Genomic DNA, 14908 nt, shown 5'->3' with positions numbered 1-14908 from the left:
CCGCCATGTAAGCGTCGGGAATTTCCAGGGACGGGATAGCCACACAAGCAGTTCGCGATTCGATGCAGATCCCCTCCGGCTCGATCAGATTCCTTGCAGCTTTAGACTCGAATATCGCCTCGAACGGGAGCTTCCGTCTCAACCGCCGACGAAAGCGCCGCCGTGATTTGCCGCAGGGAAACTACGCCGAGTGGCTGCCCGCCGTCGCCTGTGACGATACCGGCGTCGCACGAGGAGTTGGTAAGCTCTTTGGCGGCGATCTCTAGCGTCGAGCCAGACTTCAGCTTAGGCAGAGATCCGTTCTCCATCGCCGTGGTGGTGGGATCCATGACGGCATCGATCCTGATGAAGCGGCCGCGATTGACGTCCTTCACAAATCTTTGGATGTAGTCGTCGGCAGGACGCAAAAGAATGTCCTGGCTGTCGCCCTGCTGGATGATGGAGCCGTCCCGCAAGATCACGATCCGATCGCCAATTCTCAAGGCTTCGTCGAGATCGTGGGTGATGAAGACGATGGTCTTCTTGAGCTCCGCCTGCAATTCCAGAAGCATGGTCTGCATATCGGTTCTGATCAGCGGATCGAGAGCCGAGTAGGCCTCGTCCATCAGCAGGATCGAGGCGTCATTGCTAAGCGCGCGCGCAAGGCCTACCCGCTGCTGCATGCCACCTGACAATTCGTTCGGGTAGCGCAGCTCAAACCCCACCAAGCCTACCCGCTCGATCCAGCGCATGGCAATGGCACGGCACTTTGTCTTTTCGATCCCACGCACCTCCAGACCGAATGTGACGTTGTCGATGACGGTCCGGTGCGGCAGCAATCCAAATCGCTGGAACACCATCGCCGTATGATTGCGGCGGAATTCCCTCAGTTCCAACTCAGACATTTCGAGAATGTTGCGACCGTCGATTATGATAGAGCCCGAGGTTGGCTCGATCAGGCGATTGATGTGCCGGATTAGCGTCGACTTGCCGGAGCCGGACAATCCCATGACGACCTGGATCTTGCCGGCCGGCATGGAGATATTGATGTTGTTCAGGCCAAGGATATGGCCATGCAACTTGCCGAGTTCAGATTTCGACATCCCATCGCGGACAGCTTGGACGTACTGCCGCGGAGCGCCGCCGAAGATCTTGTAGAGGTCACGGATCTGGATCGACGCGTCGCCCTTACTCATGCGTTGCACCCCGATGCTTCTGCAGCCGGTGTCCGTACGCCTGACTGATGCGGTCGAAAATGATTGCGATGCCGACGATGGCAAAGCCGTTGAAGATGCCTTGCGTGAAATACTGGTTGGCGATAGCCTGCAGGACGTTCAGGCCAAGCCCTTGCACGCCGATCATCGAGGCGATGACCACCATGCCGAGCGCCATCATGATGGTCTGGTTGATGCCGGCCATGATCGTCGGCATGGCGAGCGGGATCTGCACCTTCCAGAGCTTTTGCGAGCGTGAGCAGCCATAGGCGTCGGCGGCTTCCAGCACCTCCTTGTCGACCAGCCGGATGCCGAGGTCGGTGAGGCGGATGATCGGCGGGATGGCGTAGATCACCACCGCGATGAAGCCCGGCACCCGGCCGATGCCGAGCAGCATGACGACCGGAATGAGATAGACGAAGGGCGGCATCGTCTGCATGACGTCGAGCACCGTCTGCATGACCCCGCCCACGCGCTTGTAGCGGTTCATCAGGATGCCGAGTGGCATACCAATCGCAATAGAGAAAATAGTTGCCGTAAGGACGAGAGAGATCGTCTTCATTGCATCCTGCCACAGGCCAAGAAGACCAATGGCAATCAGCGTTCCAACGACGGCCAAAACCACCGTCCACCTGCGCGCTGCGAACCATGCAATCGTTGCCAACGCGATGATCACAAGGGCCCAAGGTGCGTTCGAAATGGCTCCTTCGAAAAAAATCAGGATGCGCTGCAGCGGGTAGAAGAAACTTTCGATTGCATCTCCATATGAGCGCGTCAGGCCACGGAGAAAACCGTCGACAGCCCGTTTGATGGCTAGCAGAACCTCAGGATCCAATTGGGGAAATTTGAACAGCCAATCCATATCGCGATGTCCAGCTAAGTTTCGCCGCGGAGACAGTAAGTAGCAGCAACACAATGTCAACGACAGCAGTAATTCGTGCCAGATGTCGCTCTTGCCAGCAACGCTACAGCATATATTCAGAGGAGACTTCGGAGTAAAATCCGAAGCCTCCATGTTGGACAAACGCTAATTCGATGCAGCCTTGACCTTTTCGGCCACGTCAGCCGGGACCCATTTCGTCCAGACTTCCGGCATGTTCTTGATAAACCACTTGGCACCATCCTCGCCGTTGGCCTGGTTTTCGGTCATCCACAGCATCACCTTGCCGACTTCGGCTTGGCTCCAACTGCGTTTGGCAAAATAGTCTTTTGCCGGGGCCACGTCGTCACGCTTCAAGAACTTGTCGGAGGCCAAAGTGATTTCTTCCGAGGCCTTCCAGTAATTCGGCTTCGGATCCGGGCAATCCTGCTTCGCAGTGCAGCGTGCCCACTCCGCATCATCGTGCGCAGGTCCGTCCAGGCGTACCATGGGATATTTCACCAGCAATGACGTCGGAGCCCAGTAGGCCGCAATGAAGCCGTGCTTCTGCTCGTAGGCTTTCGCGATCGCACCGTCGAGCGCGGCCGCAGATCCGCTCGGCACGAGTACGAACCCCTTCTTGTCGGCTTCAAATGCCTTGAACAACTGCGATGTTATCACCGTATCGCCCCAGCCTTGCGGGCCTTGGATGATGCCGCCCTTCGATGGGTCTTCGGGGGACGGGAACAGATCTGGATGCTTCAAGGCATCATCTACAGTTTTGATATCGGGATGAGCGTCGATGACATATTTCGGAATCCACCAGCCTGAAACCGATCCGTCGCTGATTCCGGTTCCAATCCGCTTGACCCGTCCCTCATCGGCGCCTTTGGCGTAGAAATCACCCAACAGGGTAACAACCACAGACGGAGCGATATCCGGCTGGCCCTTTTCAATCATCGAAGTTACCGTCGGAACCGTGTCCCCTGCGACAGTGGTCGCATTGCATCCGTAGCCATTGTTGAGGATGAGCTGATCAACGTAGGCGTTCGCCTCGGCCGACTGCCAGCTGAAGAGCGCCAACGTAACGTCACCACACGCAGCGTGCGAAACTCCGCCGCTCAGGAAAGCGCAAATTGCACCGGCGGATAAGGTAATCAGTAGACGTCTCACATGTTCCTCCCTTTGCTGGCTTATTGTTCCCAGCCGTTTGATCCAGGCGTGCATACGCTTCAGGCCAGCGGCAAGCATCATGCATAAAGGATGTGATTGGGATCTCGTAGTTCGAAAAAATGCCGGCGGATATAGATACAAATAATACCGGCCGTCGAGTGGAGTTTGTGGTGACTGCCTCAAGCGGGGCATTCGCAATCATCGCCGACGTCTTCCGGCCGGCCGTCTTCGAGCCGAAAGATCGCCTTTTGAAGCGCCCCGAATAGGGCTCATAAACGTGCCTGTAGGCTTGATGGCTTCAGCTGACCGGGACACAGATATTGTACAGTTTTATGCGACGGTTATGTCTCGACGAGAGTCGCACAGCCGTCGAGCGCTCCCCCAAGAATGTCAGTTTTCACGAATGGGAAGAGCGGGCTTCAACGGCGACTTTGAGGCGCAAAGCGGACATCGTAAAAGCGCCAACGCGCTTTTGCTAGCCGGCGGCCTTCGGTCGATTTGACGGAGGCGACTGGCGCAGTCGGTCATATCTCCGAAATTGTCGAACGTAGAAGAGCCTGAATGTGTTCTGGTAGGTCGAGCTCGCCACGCGCCTCGATCTCCAAAAGATATCGGGCCTTGGCCAAGCGATCCCCTCGGCTGACCGCAGGATAGGCGCAAATGGCCAGTAACGTCCCTTCCTCTTGCCGGCTGGCTCTGTCGTGGTCGCCACTGCTGCCACCCACTTCATGCATCGCCTTGCCGAACGCGGCGTATGCCGTCATGTGCGCTTCAAGCAACGCCTGCAATTTGTTCGTTATTGCTGGGTCTCGACGCACTCCCCTTGCGGTATAAGCCGTCGCCGTCAGTGTCGAACCCAAAACGGCGGCGCCAGAGTGGGCGAGCAAGGCGCGGCGGTTGATGCCGGTCGTGGTGATCTCTCCTCTTCGTTTCAGCCCTAGGGCATATCCGAAATCGCGAACTTGACCACCGTAACACGATGGCTCGCGCATTCATGTCAGGATGGATGGCCTCCGGGGCCGAACCAGGCGCCGGCACTCCGAACTCGCCCCTTCCAGGCTCCAACCTGTCGTTGCCCGCGCACCGCACATTGCGTTAAGCCACCGAAAACATTCAGAAATCGTCATCGCCACAAGGTGGGGTGAATATTCAAACATTGTGAAATTTCCACATAACTCATTGAAAACAAACGACCGCTAGAGCACGCACCCTGCGGGCTTTTATCTTGCCGTCTTAATCGGTCGTACTTTCCGTGACTTGCTTTCCATCGTCGTTATTCCTCCAATCTACGATAATACACTATTCTATTCTCTATTCCACGATTCCGTGCTCTTGCGTCGAGTTCCGATGCGCCGTGCAGTCTTCCGCGCTCTGCGACGGGGTAGCAGCGCTGCTTATTTGCAGCACGGGAACCGTCGTGGTGCACTTTTCCATCGGAGTGACGGAGCATTGTCACAGGCAATGCGGCGCGGTCCGGCCGTCTCGCGATGGGCGCGGCCGCAGGCAAGATAACGTGCGTTCCGTCGTTCCTGGTCTGCATCAGTCCTCATCCGCCGGGGCGGATTCCTTGTGTCAGATGGCGCCCGTCAGCGTGCGGACGCCATGCGTTTCAACTGTCGACCTTCTGCTCATCGATGCGCTCCCAGCAGCTTGCGGGCCTTCTCATTGGCACGCCGGCCGGTATCCGCTTGGCTTGCCGCGGAATCGCCGACATAGAACGTGCCGTCGCTCCACATGGCGTGCATGATCACCGCCAGCTTGCGCGCCACCGCGACACAGGCCTTGCGGTGGCAGGAGCGTTTGGCGATCGCCTGGCCCCAGTTCTTGACCTTGTCGGAGCCCTTGAAGCGCGTCATCAGCCCCGACGCCGCCTCGTAGAGCGAGCGTCGAACATCGGCGTCGCCGGCTTTCGATATGCGACCCTGAACGTCGATCGAGGTGCCCGACTGCCATCGCCGCGAAGTCAGCCCGAAGTAGGCCGCGACGTCGCGTGAGCGGCGGAAGCGCGACGGATCATCGATCGCCGTCATGAACGAAAGTGCCGTCACCGGGCCGACGCCGGGGATTGCCATGAAGCGTCGGCATAGTTCGCTGCGGGCCACCATTTTGACGACGAGATCGTGCAGCCGGCAATACTGCCTCCACAGCGCTGCGCGTGCCGACAGCATGGCGTCCATCAGCTCGCTCGACAGCGGATCCTCCGCCACCGCGGTGCGCACCGCCTGCTCGAAAGCCCGTCGCCCGACCTTGCTGAGCCGGATGCCGAATGCCTTCAGCGAGTGGCGTATGGCGTTCTCCAAGTCGAGGAACTTGGCCTTCAAATTACGCCCGTGCGTCAGCAGTAGCTTGGTCCGATAGCAGCTTTCCGACTTGATATGGGCCTGTCGGAACCAGCCGTGCGCATGATGTGGGCGATACCGAGCGCATCGGCCTTGTCGGTTTTTGTTGCGCTGCGCCGACAGTGCGGCGCGCACCTGCTGCGTCTCCAGGCAGACGGCCGGCAGGCCGAGTTTCTTGAGCTCGGGATGCAGCCAGGGCAACAGCGATCCCGCCTCATGGCCGACGCGGCGACGCCGCTCAAGCTCGCAGACAGCTTCGAACTGGTGCAGGATGCATGCCGAGCGGATGCCTTCTCGTCCAGGTCGATCTCGTGCGGATCATTCGCCATATTGACGGCACAGCCTATTGGCTCGCTTTTCCTGGTCTCCTGGCGCTTCATGCTCAGCAACTTCGCCAGCAGCCCGCCTTCGCTAACAGTGACGAAATAGCAGCCGGTCGGCTGGCCGTCCGTGCCAAGCTCCGGCTCCACAACGAGGTTCTGGAACATGCCCTTGGCGGCAATGCTGGCCGCGTAGGCTTCGATTTCAGCCTCACGGTGCTGGGTCTTCCGCGCATTGCGCGGTGACTGCTTGAGTTTGTCGAGCGGTACAAAAACCTCCGTCGCACTGACCGGGATCGTCGCCGCTTCCACGTTCGCGGACGCGCTCGCCGTTTCCGTCTGATCCGCCACTGGCACGGCGGCGGCCTTCTTATTCGATGTCCTTGCCGTTGTCCTGATCTTTCTCTCTTAAATGCCGAAGGCATGTCCCCCGACATGCCTCCCGGGGGCGCGTGAGCGCGCAGAAGAGAGGGGCGCCAATGCAGGCGAGCAGGGCTGCGCTGCGCACCGAGCGAGGCGGATCGGATCAAAAGGGGGAAGGTGACGGCTATGTGTCGCCTTGCGAGCGGACTGCCCCGCACTCGCGCAGGCGGCATTGGCGGGGGAGAGAGGGCCAAGACCATCACTCCCCAAATAGGCGCTGCCCAGTGGCAAATGCGCGAATGCGGCAGAAGCGGCTATCGCCCGAGCGTGTGGTTGAGCAACCGAAACTGCCCGTTTGCAGCTCCTCGGCTTTTGGGGATAAAAAGCGGTTGTTACATCGGCATTCTGTGCGTTGGTCAGCAATGCCGTGCCGATAAAGGAGAATGGGATGCCGACATTAACCGACGGCGAGATACGTGCTGAAATCGACGCCGATCGGCTGATTCACAATGCGGAGGTTAAGGGGCTCGCTGGCGCCTGCTACGAACTCCGAATGGGTAACGTCTATTATGACCTCAGCGAGAATGCAAAACGATTCGAGCTTGAGCCCGACGAGAAGATTCTGATCAAGCCGGGCCATAGAGTGGTGCTGATCACGGCCGAAGATGTCGACATCCCAAATGACATACTTATGCGCATTGTCTCGAAAGGTTCACTGTTCAGCATCGGGCTCAGCCCGGTCGCCACCTATGCGGATCCCGGTTTCAGCGGCAACCTCGGAATTGTGACTGAGAATGTTAGCGACAAATATATCGAGCTGCCGCAGGGACAGACGATCGCCAAGGCCGATTTCACTCGACTTTCGGGGACGGTTATAAAATCCTATGACGGCCAGCACGGTTTTCGCACCGGGATTTGGCCAATAAAGACGCATCTTTTAAAAACCTACGCCGACGTCAAAAACGATAAGCGCGTCGGAAAAGAACGTGACGAGGCGTTGGCGCTGCTCCCTGCCGCTACCCGAACAATCATTCGGCGGCTGGAACGAACCCAGCTCTGGATCACCTTCGGCCTTGGGTTGGCGATATTCCTTAATGCTGGCGCGCTCTTTGCGATACGGAATAATTGGATGAACAACATCGATGCTATCACTACCAACCTAGTGGCGAGCGCCATAATCGGGATTGGTACGCTTTTCGTGACTTATATTCGAAAGACGTGAGCATGGATCTGTCGGCCCTCATCCGCGAGCAGATTGAACGCGACCGCCGTCGCGGCTTTAAGGTTGATTTCGAGAGCGATGCGACGCGCGAGGAGCAACTGATGCGTGATCTCGTTGGGCTGTTCGGCGAGGTGGGAGAATTTTCGAACTTGCTCAAAAAAGTTATGCTTGCCCGAACAACGGCCGGCTATGCTGGACCGACGCTCGGCAACGCCGCTCCAGCCCTTCGTGAAGAGCTTGCAGATGCGGCCATTTACATCTTCCGGCTCGTGACGATCCTCGGCGGCGACCTCGAGCAGGAGATTCTTGCGAAGATCGGACGCAATGACGAGCGCTACCGCAGCCTCGATAGATAGGCGAACATTTTTCCTGGGCGTCAACACGGGCTATGTTACGAATGGGTTGCCCGACGACCGTTATGTCGATTTCTATCGACACCGTGCATCCTCCGGGTTGCATTGCGCGATCGTGGGCAATGTTGTGGTGCCTGGCGGTTATAGCAGCAATACCACAACGCCGACGCTGACCAGCGACGGCATTTGGGCGGCGGTCGCGAATGCTATTGCTGAGAAAGGTAGCCTGCCGGGTATCCAGCTCGCAACGGCATGGGAAGGCTACGTCGGGATGAGAAAGTTCGTTAGAGCCGATCCCGCCCAGGTCATCGCCGCCGCTCGAGTACTCGTTAGGGATATTAGTGCCTCCGGAATCGACCGTACCCTCAGCGCGTTCGACGGGGCAGCGCAGATGGCAATCGAACACGGGTTTCGCCATATCCAATGCCATGCCGCGCATGGTTATCTTCTGAGTCTGCTTATCGACGACCGCATCAACGGCGATGCCGAAAGAGTGCTCGACCGGCTGGCGGGCCTCGCCGCCAGACTTGCATCTTCGCAAGTCGAAAGTTCGATCCGGATATCGCTACGAACCGGCGATGCCGACTTCGATGCTACAGGCGCCGACCGTTTTCATAACCGCGTCGCGGCGTTGCCGTTCGATTACATCGATCTCTCTTCGGGCTTCTACAACATCGACAAGCGATTAATCTATCCGTCTCGGTACGAAGTTCGGGTAGATCGTATTGCTGACAGTCGCGCCGTCGCCGAGCGCAATCCCAGAAAAGCTTTCATTTTGTCGGGCCAAGCGGGGCAACCGAGGACAGATAAGCTTCCTACCAATATGCATATCGGGTTGTGCCGAGACTTGATCGCAAATCCCAATTTTCTCGATAATCCCGAGAGTGGCTGCCGCAATCGGAACAAATGCCATTATTTCTCGAGAGGACATGGACATCTGAGATGCGCGCTTTGGGATGAGGGTTAGAATTCGCACCTCACAGGCCGCAAATTGAGGGCAGCGGCACATCCTCTGTGACTGAGCGGGTGGTAAACGCGCGACGGCCAATGGAACCCCGTTTGGTCAACCTTATCCGCGAAACACGTCGGCTTTTTCGCTTCATCAAACGCGCCTTGGACGTTATGTTCGAGTTCTCGAAAATCCTTCAGATCAAATACGTCGGAGGATGCGAGGGTCCCTATCACTAACCGCTTCTCGATGAAGTCCTCGGCGGACACGCCGATGCCGTCATCGAAGATCGTCGCCGCTGTCATAGGGTTCCGTCGAAGATTTTGAGCGGCACCTATTCGCACAGGCATCCGGGGCGTGCGCGTGCGGAACGATACGCTGTCAGCGTCGACCCAGTTCGATTTCGGTTCTTTTCAGTGATAGCGGAGTAGTCACTCATTGCTATATTCGCGCGATGGTGGATCGTCTAAGAGGGGAACAGCGCTCGCGCATAATGGCGCGTGTTGGCCAAAAAAATACGGCGCCCGAATTATTCGTGCGTCACGCTTTGCACGCAGCTGGTCTTCGCTTTCGCCTTCACCGTCGGGATTTGCCCGGATCACCCGATCTCGTTCTACCCAAACACCGAATGGTCGTGCTCGTTCACGGTTGCTTCTGGCATGGACATAATTGCCCCCGCGGGCGTCGACCTCGGTCAAACGTTGAGTTTTGGACACCGAAGCTTAAACGCAATATGGAACGCGATCAGGTGGTTCGAACGAAGCTGGAGGCTCTCGGATGGCGGGTCGTGATCGTGTGGGAATGCGCCCTGGAGGAAGGTGTGCAACTCGTTCTGTCGCAGCTTCATGTATCGGCTGGAGCGATCGAGCCAGAGAGATAACGTGAAAAATATTCCGCAAGCCGTGGTGGCACCGCGTTACCGATCATTCGGGCGATCGGCTCGATCATGTCAGTCGGGTAAAAAACGTAGTCTTGCGGAAACGACTGTAAGATCGCGGCTTCGCGTAAAGAAATGCCCCGTAACTGTCTCGTGTCAAAATGTCCGAAGCGACCATTCGAGATGCTGTGGCATTTGGTCGTAATCGTCGGCGATGGTCTGTCGGGATCCATACGTGTGTATACATCGGTGAAACACCGGACATTGAGCTTTGCATTCACTTTCCGGTGGCACGCAAGCGAAAGGTCCCCGTCAGGCGTAACTTCGAGATAGGCATTTGACTGACCGGGTTTCGCAGCCGCCAGCCGTTTCAGATTGAGGTCGCTCAATGTCCGGGTTTTGTGGTTGGGGATCGCTGAATGCTGAACCCCAGCCGCGAGCGCCGGTAAATGTCCAATCGCCGATCTCACCGTTTGGACGGCCGCCTGAGAATCCTCCTTCGGTACGACGAGATCGGCATCGACTTCATCCGAAACTAGCAATTCGGCCCGCGCCATCTCCCTGGGTACTGCGATCAGGATCGATCGTTTACGGTATTGGGGCACGCCGAAGTTGGACGTACAAATGACGTTGCTGCCGGTAGCATAGCCAAGTTTCCGAAGCTGACGACGGAAATCCTCCCAGACGCCTCCATACTTCGGCTCACCGATTCCTTGGACGTTCTCAGACAGGATCATCTCTGGGCGAAAGCGCGCAACGAATTTTGCAGCTTCTCTCAAGAGATTGCTATCACGCTCCCGACCCAACTTTCGAGCATCGCTTAGTTCCTTCCGAGAGAGCTTCGTGAACGGTTGGCAAGGCGCGCAGATCGCGAACATCAGCGGAGTATCCGGAGCTTCACGACGATACTTGTCGATCAACTCCTCCAACTCCTCGAACAACTCCGTCTGTTCTCCGTCCGGATAGGCTTTCGTCGCAGGAAAAATATCGCGCCGGATGAACCGTGGCGCTGCGAAATCGATCGTGGTGTTCGGATTATTCTTGACGTAGGTCTGCTTGCAGCGACTATCCTTATCGACCCCAGCGATGACATAGCCGCCCGCGTCGATTAGACCACGAGTGGTGCCGCCGGCGCCGCAGAAGAAATCCACGGCAAGGAAGGCTGGATGCTGGCGCGGCGCTTCGCTGGACGATGGAGCCGTCATGCTTTTGTTGCCGGTCTGGTGGACGCTGCGCGCGCCTTGATCTGCTCTACCTCGTCCGGCGAAAAGATGCGCCAACCGTTTCGGTCGCGCTGGCGAGCGTCATGAACCTTCCCGTCTTTGATCCATCGAAGCAACGTCGGCTTCGAGATTCCGGCAGCCGCTGCAGCCTCGGCAATATATAGATCGCCGTCACTACTCATAGGCTGACCGCCCCCCTTTACCCCTATTGACTATACTCAATCGTAGTCACGGGTCAACCTTCCGCTATCCGTTGTGTTTCGCTATCCGTTGTCGCGAAGGGGGCATGGCCAATGCTGGACGATCCCGTAGCCGACACGATAGCGTTGGCGGACGAAGAGCGTTACATCGTTTGACTCTAGCAGTACACGAGAGGGAGATCGGTGTCGGAGATCGGAAAATTCTGTTGTTTCACCTGCCCCGACTATGATCAGCGGGAGAAACGGCTCGACGAGTTGTGTCCCCATTGCGGCCGAGAATACGGTTTCCCGTTAGCATGGACGCCCACTGAAATCGGCGATTTCGACGTTCTGCGTTCGCTGGGTCGCGGCTTCTATGCGGCGACCTTCGTCGCGAAACCGCGGACGGGTCTCAATCGCGCTCTTAGGGTTCTGAAAGTAAGCCCTGTCGAGCTTTATCGAAAGTTCGGGAAGGATTTCGCAAAAGAGACTGAACTTCACGCCGAAGTTGCTGACGGCGCGGATCACGTCGTCGCAGTCGAGCAGATGTTCGACTGCCACATCGCCTTCAGAGACATCACGCTGAGCTGTCATGTCGCCGTACTTCAATTCGTCGAGGGCGACACGTTGGCGAGGTATCTGTCCGGCGCACGCTCACTTTCGGCGGCGCGGGCAGCACAGATCGCATGTGACCTCTTCAGGATGAAAGAAGAGTTCGAGCGCCTAAAGGTCCATCACAATGACTTGCACGCGGCCAACATCATCGTTCGGGATCTGCCGACGGGACACAAACGGGCAGACGCGATCGAACCGGCGATCCGCGCCGTCGCAATCGATCTCGGCTCAGTTGCAGGAGATCGCCGCTCGGGTGGCATTCATCTTGGTGATCTGCACTGGATCGGTCGCCATATCCACGCGATGGCCGACCGACTGTTGTCGGATGGGGACGCAGCCCCTGATCTGGATAAGCGCATCGGACTAAAGCTCCACGGCATCGCACAGGGGCTCGCCGCAGCAACGGAGCACCAACGTACGCCGTCCGCCGACGACACTATCGCGGGTATCCGCGAGCAATATCATCGCACTGCCGAGCCGTGGCGCCCTTGGCGCAATCAGACCGTGCTGCGCACATTTGCAGAGTCCTACAACGCGCAGACCCTCGATGCATGGTACGTGCCGCAGCTCATAGTCGATCCGGAGGGTGCATGGCTCAAAAAGGTCAGTGCGCCCGGACCACTCGTCATGACGGGAATGCGGGGTTGCGGAAAAACAATGCTTCTCCATTCGCTGCAGTTTCACGCCCGTGCGGCTGTATTGCCAAAGGAAACGGACAAGGACGCGCTGCGCCGGGTGACGGACGATGGATATGTCGGACTGTTCGTATCAGCGCAGCGCCTTATCCCTGTTGATCCGCGCGCTGACCGGCCTTCGACCGAGGAACTATTCGCCAGGCTTCTCGTCGCTTATGCGGCGCAAGGAGCACGGGCAATGGCGCACCTCCAAGATCTTAACGGCGGAGTACTCTCCTTCGACGCTGGTGTCGGATTGATTCGGGCGGTTACTGATTCGCTGATGCCCCCTCCGGCAATCGAGTCTGTGACGACGGTAGAACAACTGGAACGGGCGATGAGCGACCTGCTCGTTCGAGTCAGCCGCAGCGATTCCGGCCTGCGTCTCGCAACAAATCCCAACACTGCCTTCCCGCAGCTTGCAGAAGCCCTGCGACGAGCGGCGCCGATCTGGAACGATGCACAGATTCTGTTTCTTCTAGACGATGTTTCGACGCGCTACCTCGATCCCGATCGGGTCGAGGATCTACTTTCCGCCCTGCTGTTCCAACACGCGCATTGCGCGTTCAAGCTGACCTCGGAGGCGCAGACCATCTTCCTCAGTTTGAAGTCTCCCGGCCAAGTCCATCCAGCAGCGGCCGGCCGTGACTTTAATACGTTCGACTTAGGAGCGGAGGTTCAGACACGCCTCAAAGATCGCAGTGGGAAAACGTTCGTTACAAAGATTCTCGACGCGCGAGCTCGCCTTTTTCCCGGTCACCCCAGCCAAAGTTCCGTGGATGTCCTGGGCGACGTCGATCTCGAGTCAATTGCTCGCGTGATCGCTGAGACGCAGATGCGGTCGCGGGAACGCAAGCGGCTGTATCACGGCCTGCGTGCTCTTGCAGGTGTGTGTGTAGGTGATATCGGGGCCGTCATTCAGATCTATCAGGAAATCCTGACGGGTAACCGATCGGGCTTGCCCGTCTCGCCCGAACGACAGCATGAAGTATTCCAGGATTTTTGCGCCCGACATCTCTACAGCCTCGATCGGCGGGGCAGCGACCTCAAGACGGTAGCGTTGCAGTTTGCCGAAGCATCACACCAGCTTCTTATGGAGTCCGGCAAAGGCAAGCCGACAGGACGGATTCGGCAATATACGTCGCTCTACGTCCGTGTGACTTCCGGTGAACTGCAGACACAGATGAACAGGCTTCGTGAACTGGTTGATGCGGGGGTGTTCGTATTCACTGGCGGAACCGCACGGACGAAAACGCATGATTCGGATCCGGTACACCAATTCAAGCTTAGTTTTCGTAAGTTATACGGTTTAGCCAACTACATCGGACTGTCTGACCGCGATCGCTTCGAGCTTTCAGGAGAAGATCTTGAGCGCTGGCTTGCGGAACCAGAGGCAGGTCGCGAGGTCTTGCTGCGTAATTTGTCGACGGGCCAATACGAGGAGTACAGCGAAGACCTTCCGGAAGCGGATTCGGAGGATGAGCCGCGCCGATTCGAACCTGCTCCGCGTGCCGCGGGCATTCAGATGGACCTTCTCGCGCAACTAAAGCCGGACCTACAAGTCCGCCTCGACGAAGGGCTGCCTTTGGTGTTTCCACCAGCGCCTTCAATCGAAGAGCTGAAAGCCGATGCTCTTAGCGATATCGTGGTCGACGATCTCGTAGTGGGATTGGGCTTTGAAGAGCGCACCTTTGAGTCGACTCTGCGGTTGTTGTCGCTAATCAAAGCCCGCCGCGTCCTTGCATTGCGATATGAGAACGACGGGCATGCTGACGCGATGTGCCGTGCCGTCCGAGAGCGGGGTATTCCGCTTGAAGAAATCTCCTATGGCTCGCTTTCGGATGGAAAGTCTCCTCAACTCGGCGGCCGAGCGGTGGTCGACGTCACCGGACTGGTCAAGCCCGCTCTGTTCTCCTTTGTCCGGGCGGGGATGCGCACTAACGAGGAACTTCTCATCGCCTACACCAGCGCAGCCCAATATTATCCCCTTGAAACCGACCTGAAGACCGTCTTGGACGCATATAGCGCATCCGATCATCATCTTCTATTGACTGCGTTGCGCGATGTGCTGACTGGCGAGACTGGGCCATATCAATCGATACCGCTGCTTGCCGCCGAGTCGGACAGAACACGGCTGCGGGCCCTGTCCGCCTTCGCCTCGCCCAGGCACGAGCGGCTTCTCCATATCACCGGTGCACGCGAGTATGATGCGGTCCAGGTCATAACCGACGTGGCGGAAACCTCGCGGGCGCGCGTTGGAGGTATCGCCGCTCGGGTCGCGCTTGAAGATACGCCGGGCGGGGTTGTTGCGTCAGCGGATGCGGGTAACCTCTCTGAATTGGTTGGGATCCTGCTTCGCCAACATGAGGGTTGGTTCGTGCGCGGAGGGCTCGATTATGAAATCGGGCTGACTGGAAATAAGATGCAGGCGACTGCGGCGGCCATCGCCTCAGCCGTGCGGCCGATCAGCCAAGTTTGGTATGTGAAGCCGCAGGCCTTCGATCAACCGCGTTTTACCAAAGGCGTGGGCACGTCGCGTTACTTTCGGGTGAGCCGCCAAAACGGATGA

12 protein-coding genes are annotated in these 14908 nt (G+C 57.8%); 6 read left to right on the top strand and 6 right to left on the bottom strand.

The window, feature by feature from the left end; all coding sequences use genetic code 11:
- Nucleotides 1-101 precede the first annotated feature (101 nt).
- From EJ070_RS13430 to EJ070_RS13410, 5 genes are all read right to left on the bottom strand, one after another.
- Complete coding sequence (locus tag EJ070_RS13430) at nt 102-1175, bottom strand: betaine/proline/choline family ABC transporter ATP-binding protein (protein WP_126091786.1); 1074 nt, start codon at nt 1173-1175, stop codon at nt 102-104.
- The gene (locus tag EJ070_RS13425; protein ID WP_126095739.1) at nt 1168-2055 is read right to left on the bottom strand and encodes a proline/glycine betaine ABC transporter permease; all 888 of its coding nucleotides are present in this window, start codon (nt 2053-2055) and stop codon (nt 1168-1170) included. Before EJ070_RS13425 ends, EJ070_RS13430 begins: the two co-directional genes overlap by 8 nt.
- A gap of 165 nt (nt 2056-2220) precedes the next feature.
- The gene (locus EJ070_RS13420) at nt 2221-3213 is read right to left on the bottom strand and encodes a glycine betaine ABC transporter substrate-binding protein (RefSeq protein WP_245464943.1); all 993 of its coding nucleotides are present in this window, start codon (nt 3211-3213) and stop codon (nt 2221-2223) included.
- Nucleotides 3214-3749: 536 nt separating this feature from the next.
- Nucleotides 3750-4217 (bottom strand): hypothetical protein, encoded by a 468-nt coding sequence (locus EJ070_RS13415; RefSeq protein ID WP_245464870.1) that lies wholly within the window; start codon nt 4215-4217, stop codon nt 3750-3752.
- Nucleotides 4218-4853: 636 nt separating this feature from the next.
- Nucleotides 4854-5765 carry an IS110 family transposase gene (locus EJ070_RS13410; protein ID WP_245464869.1) on the bottom strand — a complete coding sequence of 304 codons (912 nt, stop codon included), beginning with the start codon at nt 5763-5765 and terminating at the stop codon, nt 4854-4856.
- A gap of 74 nt (nt 5766-5839) precedes the next feature.
- Between EJ070_RS13410 and EJ070_RS37025 the strand changes: the two genes are divergently transcribed.
- The 5 genes from EJ070_RS37025 to EJ070_RS13380 all read left to right on the top strand — a co-directional run bounded on the left by EJ070_RS37025 (nt 5840) and on the right by EJ070_RS13380 (nt 9651).
- A complete protein-coding gene (locus EJ070_RS37025; protein ID WP_245464868.1) occupies nt 5840-6130 on the top strand; it encodes a hypothetical protein in 291 nt (96 codons plus the stop codon).
- 565 nt (nt 6131-6695) lie between these two features.
- Nucleotides 6696-7469: a hypothetical protein gene (locus tag EJ070_RS13400; protein WP_126091785.1), complete on the top strand. Its 774-nt coding sequence runs from the start codon at nt 6696-6698 to the stop codon at nt 7467-7469.
- A 2-nt stretch (nt 7470-7471) separates the two neighbouring features.
- Entirely contained in the window at nt 7472-7825 is a 354-nt protein-coding gene (locus EJ070_RS13395; RefSeq protein ID WP_126091784.1) for a hypothetical protein, read from the top strand.
- Nucleotides 7794-8789: a hypothetical protein gene (locus EJ070_RS13390; protein WP_126091783.1), complete on the top strand. Its 996-nt coding sequence runs from the start codon at nt 7794-7796 to the stop codon at nt 8787-8789. The genes EJ070_RS13395 and EJ070_RS13390 overlap by 32 nt, the downstream gene beginning before the upstream one ends.
- Nucleotides 8790-9225: 436 nt before the next feature.
- A complete protein-coding gene (locus EJ070_RS13380; RefSeq protein ID WP_126091781.1) occupies nt 9226-9651 on the top strand; it encodes a very short patch repair endonuclease in 426 nt (141 codons plus the stop codon).
- On the opposite strand, the gene EJ070_RS13375 is transcribed toward EJ070_RS13380, so the two are convergent.
- Complete coding sequence (locus EJ070_RS13375) at nt 9615-10853, bottom strand: DNA cytosine methyltransferase (RefSeq protein ID WP_126091780.1); 1239 nt, start codon at nt 10851-10853, stop codon at nt 9615-9617. The two genes, EJ070_RS13380 and EJ070_RS13375, sit on opposite strands and share 37 nt — an antisense overlap.
- 401 nt (nt 10854-11254) lie before the next feature.
- Here EJ070_RS13375 and EJ070_RS13365 point away from each other — a divergent pair, with 401 nt between their 5' ends.
- Nucleotides 11255-14908, top strand: coding sequence for a hypothetical protein (locus EJ070_RS13365; protein ID WP_126091778.1), 3654 nt, complete (start codon nt 11255-11257; stop codon nt 14906-14908).

This window comes from Mesorhizobium sp. M1E.F.Ca.ET.045.02.1.1 (assembly GCF_003952485.1).
Lineage (GTDB): Bacteria > Pseudomonadota > Alphaproteobacteria > Rhizobiales > Rhizobiaceae > Mesorhizobium.
The sequence above is the reverse complement of the archived record's forward strand: the minus strand, read 5'-3'. Positions and strand labels throughout refer to the sequence as shown.

Excerpts from the sequence above, each read along its gene's own strand:
- EJ070_RS13430 (WP_126091786.1), bottom strand. The coding sequence starts at position 1,175 with ATGAGTAAGGGCGACGCGTCGATCCAGATCCGTGACCTCTACAAGATC.
- EJ070_RS13425 (WP_126095739.1), bottom strand. The coding sequence starts at position 2,055 with ATGGATTGGCTGTTCAAATTTCCCCAATTGGATCCTGAGGTTCTGCTA.
- EJ070_RS13415 (WP_245464870.1), bottom strand. The coding sequence starts at position 4,217 with ATGCGCGAGCCATCGTGTTACGGTGGTCAAGTTCGCGATTTCGGATAT.
- EJ070_RS37025 (WP_245464868.1), top strand. The coding sequence starts at position 5,840 with ATGCCGAGCGGATGCCTTCTCGTCCAGGTCGATCTCGTGCGGATCATT.
- EJ070_RS13400 (WP_126091785.1), top strand. The coding sequence starts at position 6,696 with ATGCCGACATTAACCGACGGCGAGATACGTGCTGAAATCGACGCCGAT.
- EJ070_RS13395 (WP_126091784.1), top strand. The coding sequence starts at position 7,472 with ATGGATCTGTCGGCCCTCATCCGCGAGCAGATTGAACGCGACCGCCGT.
- EJ070_RS13390 (WP_126091783.1), top strand. The coding sequence starts at position 7,794 with ATGACGAGCGCTACCGCAGCCTCGATAGATAGGCGAACATTTTTCCTG.
- EJ070_RS13380 (WP_126091781.1), top strand. The coding sequence starts at position 9,226 with ATGGTGGATCGTCTAAGAGGGGAACAGCGCTCGCGCATAATGGCGCGT.
- EJ070_RS13375 (WP_126091780.1), bottom strand. The coding sequence starts at position 10,853 with ATGACGGCTCCATCGTCCAGCGAAGCGCCGCGCCAGCATCCAGCCTTC.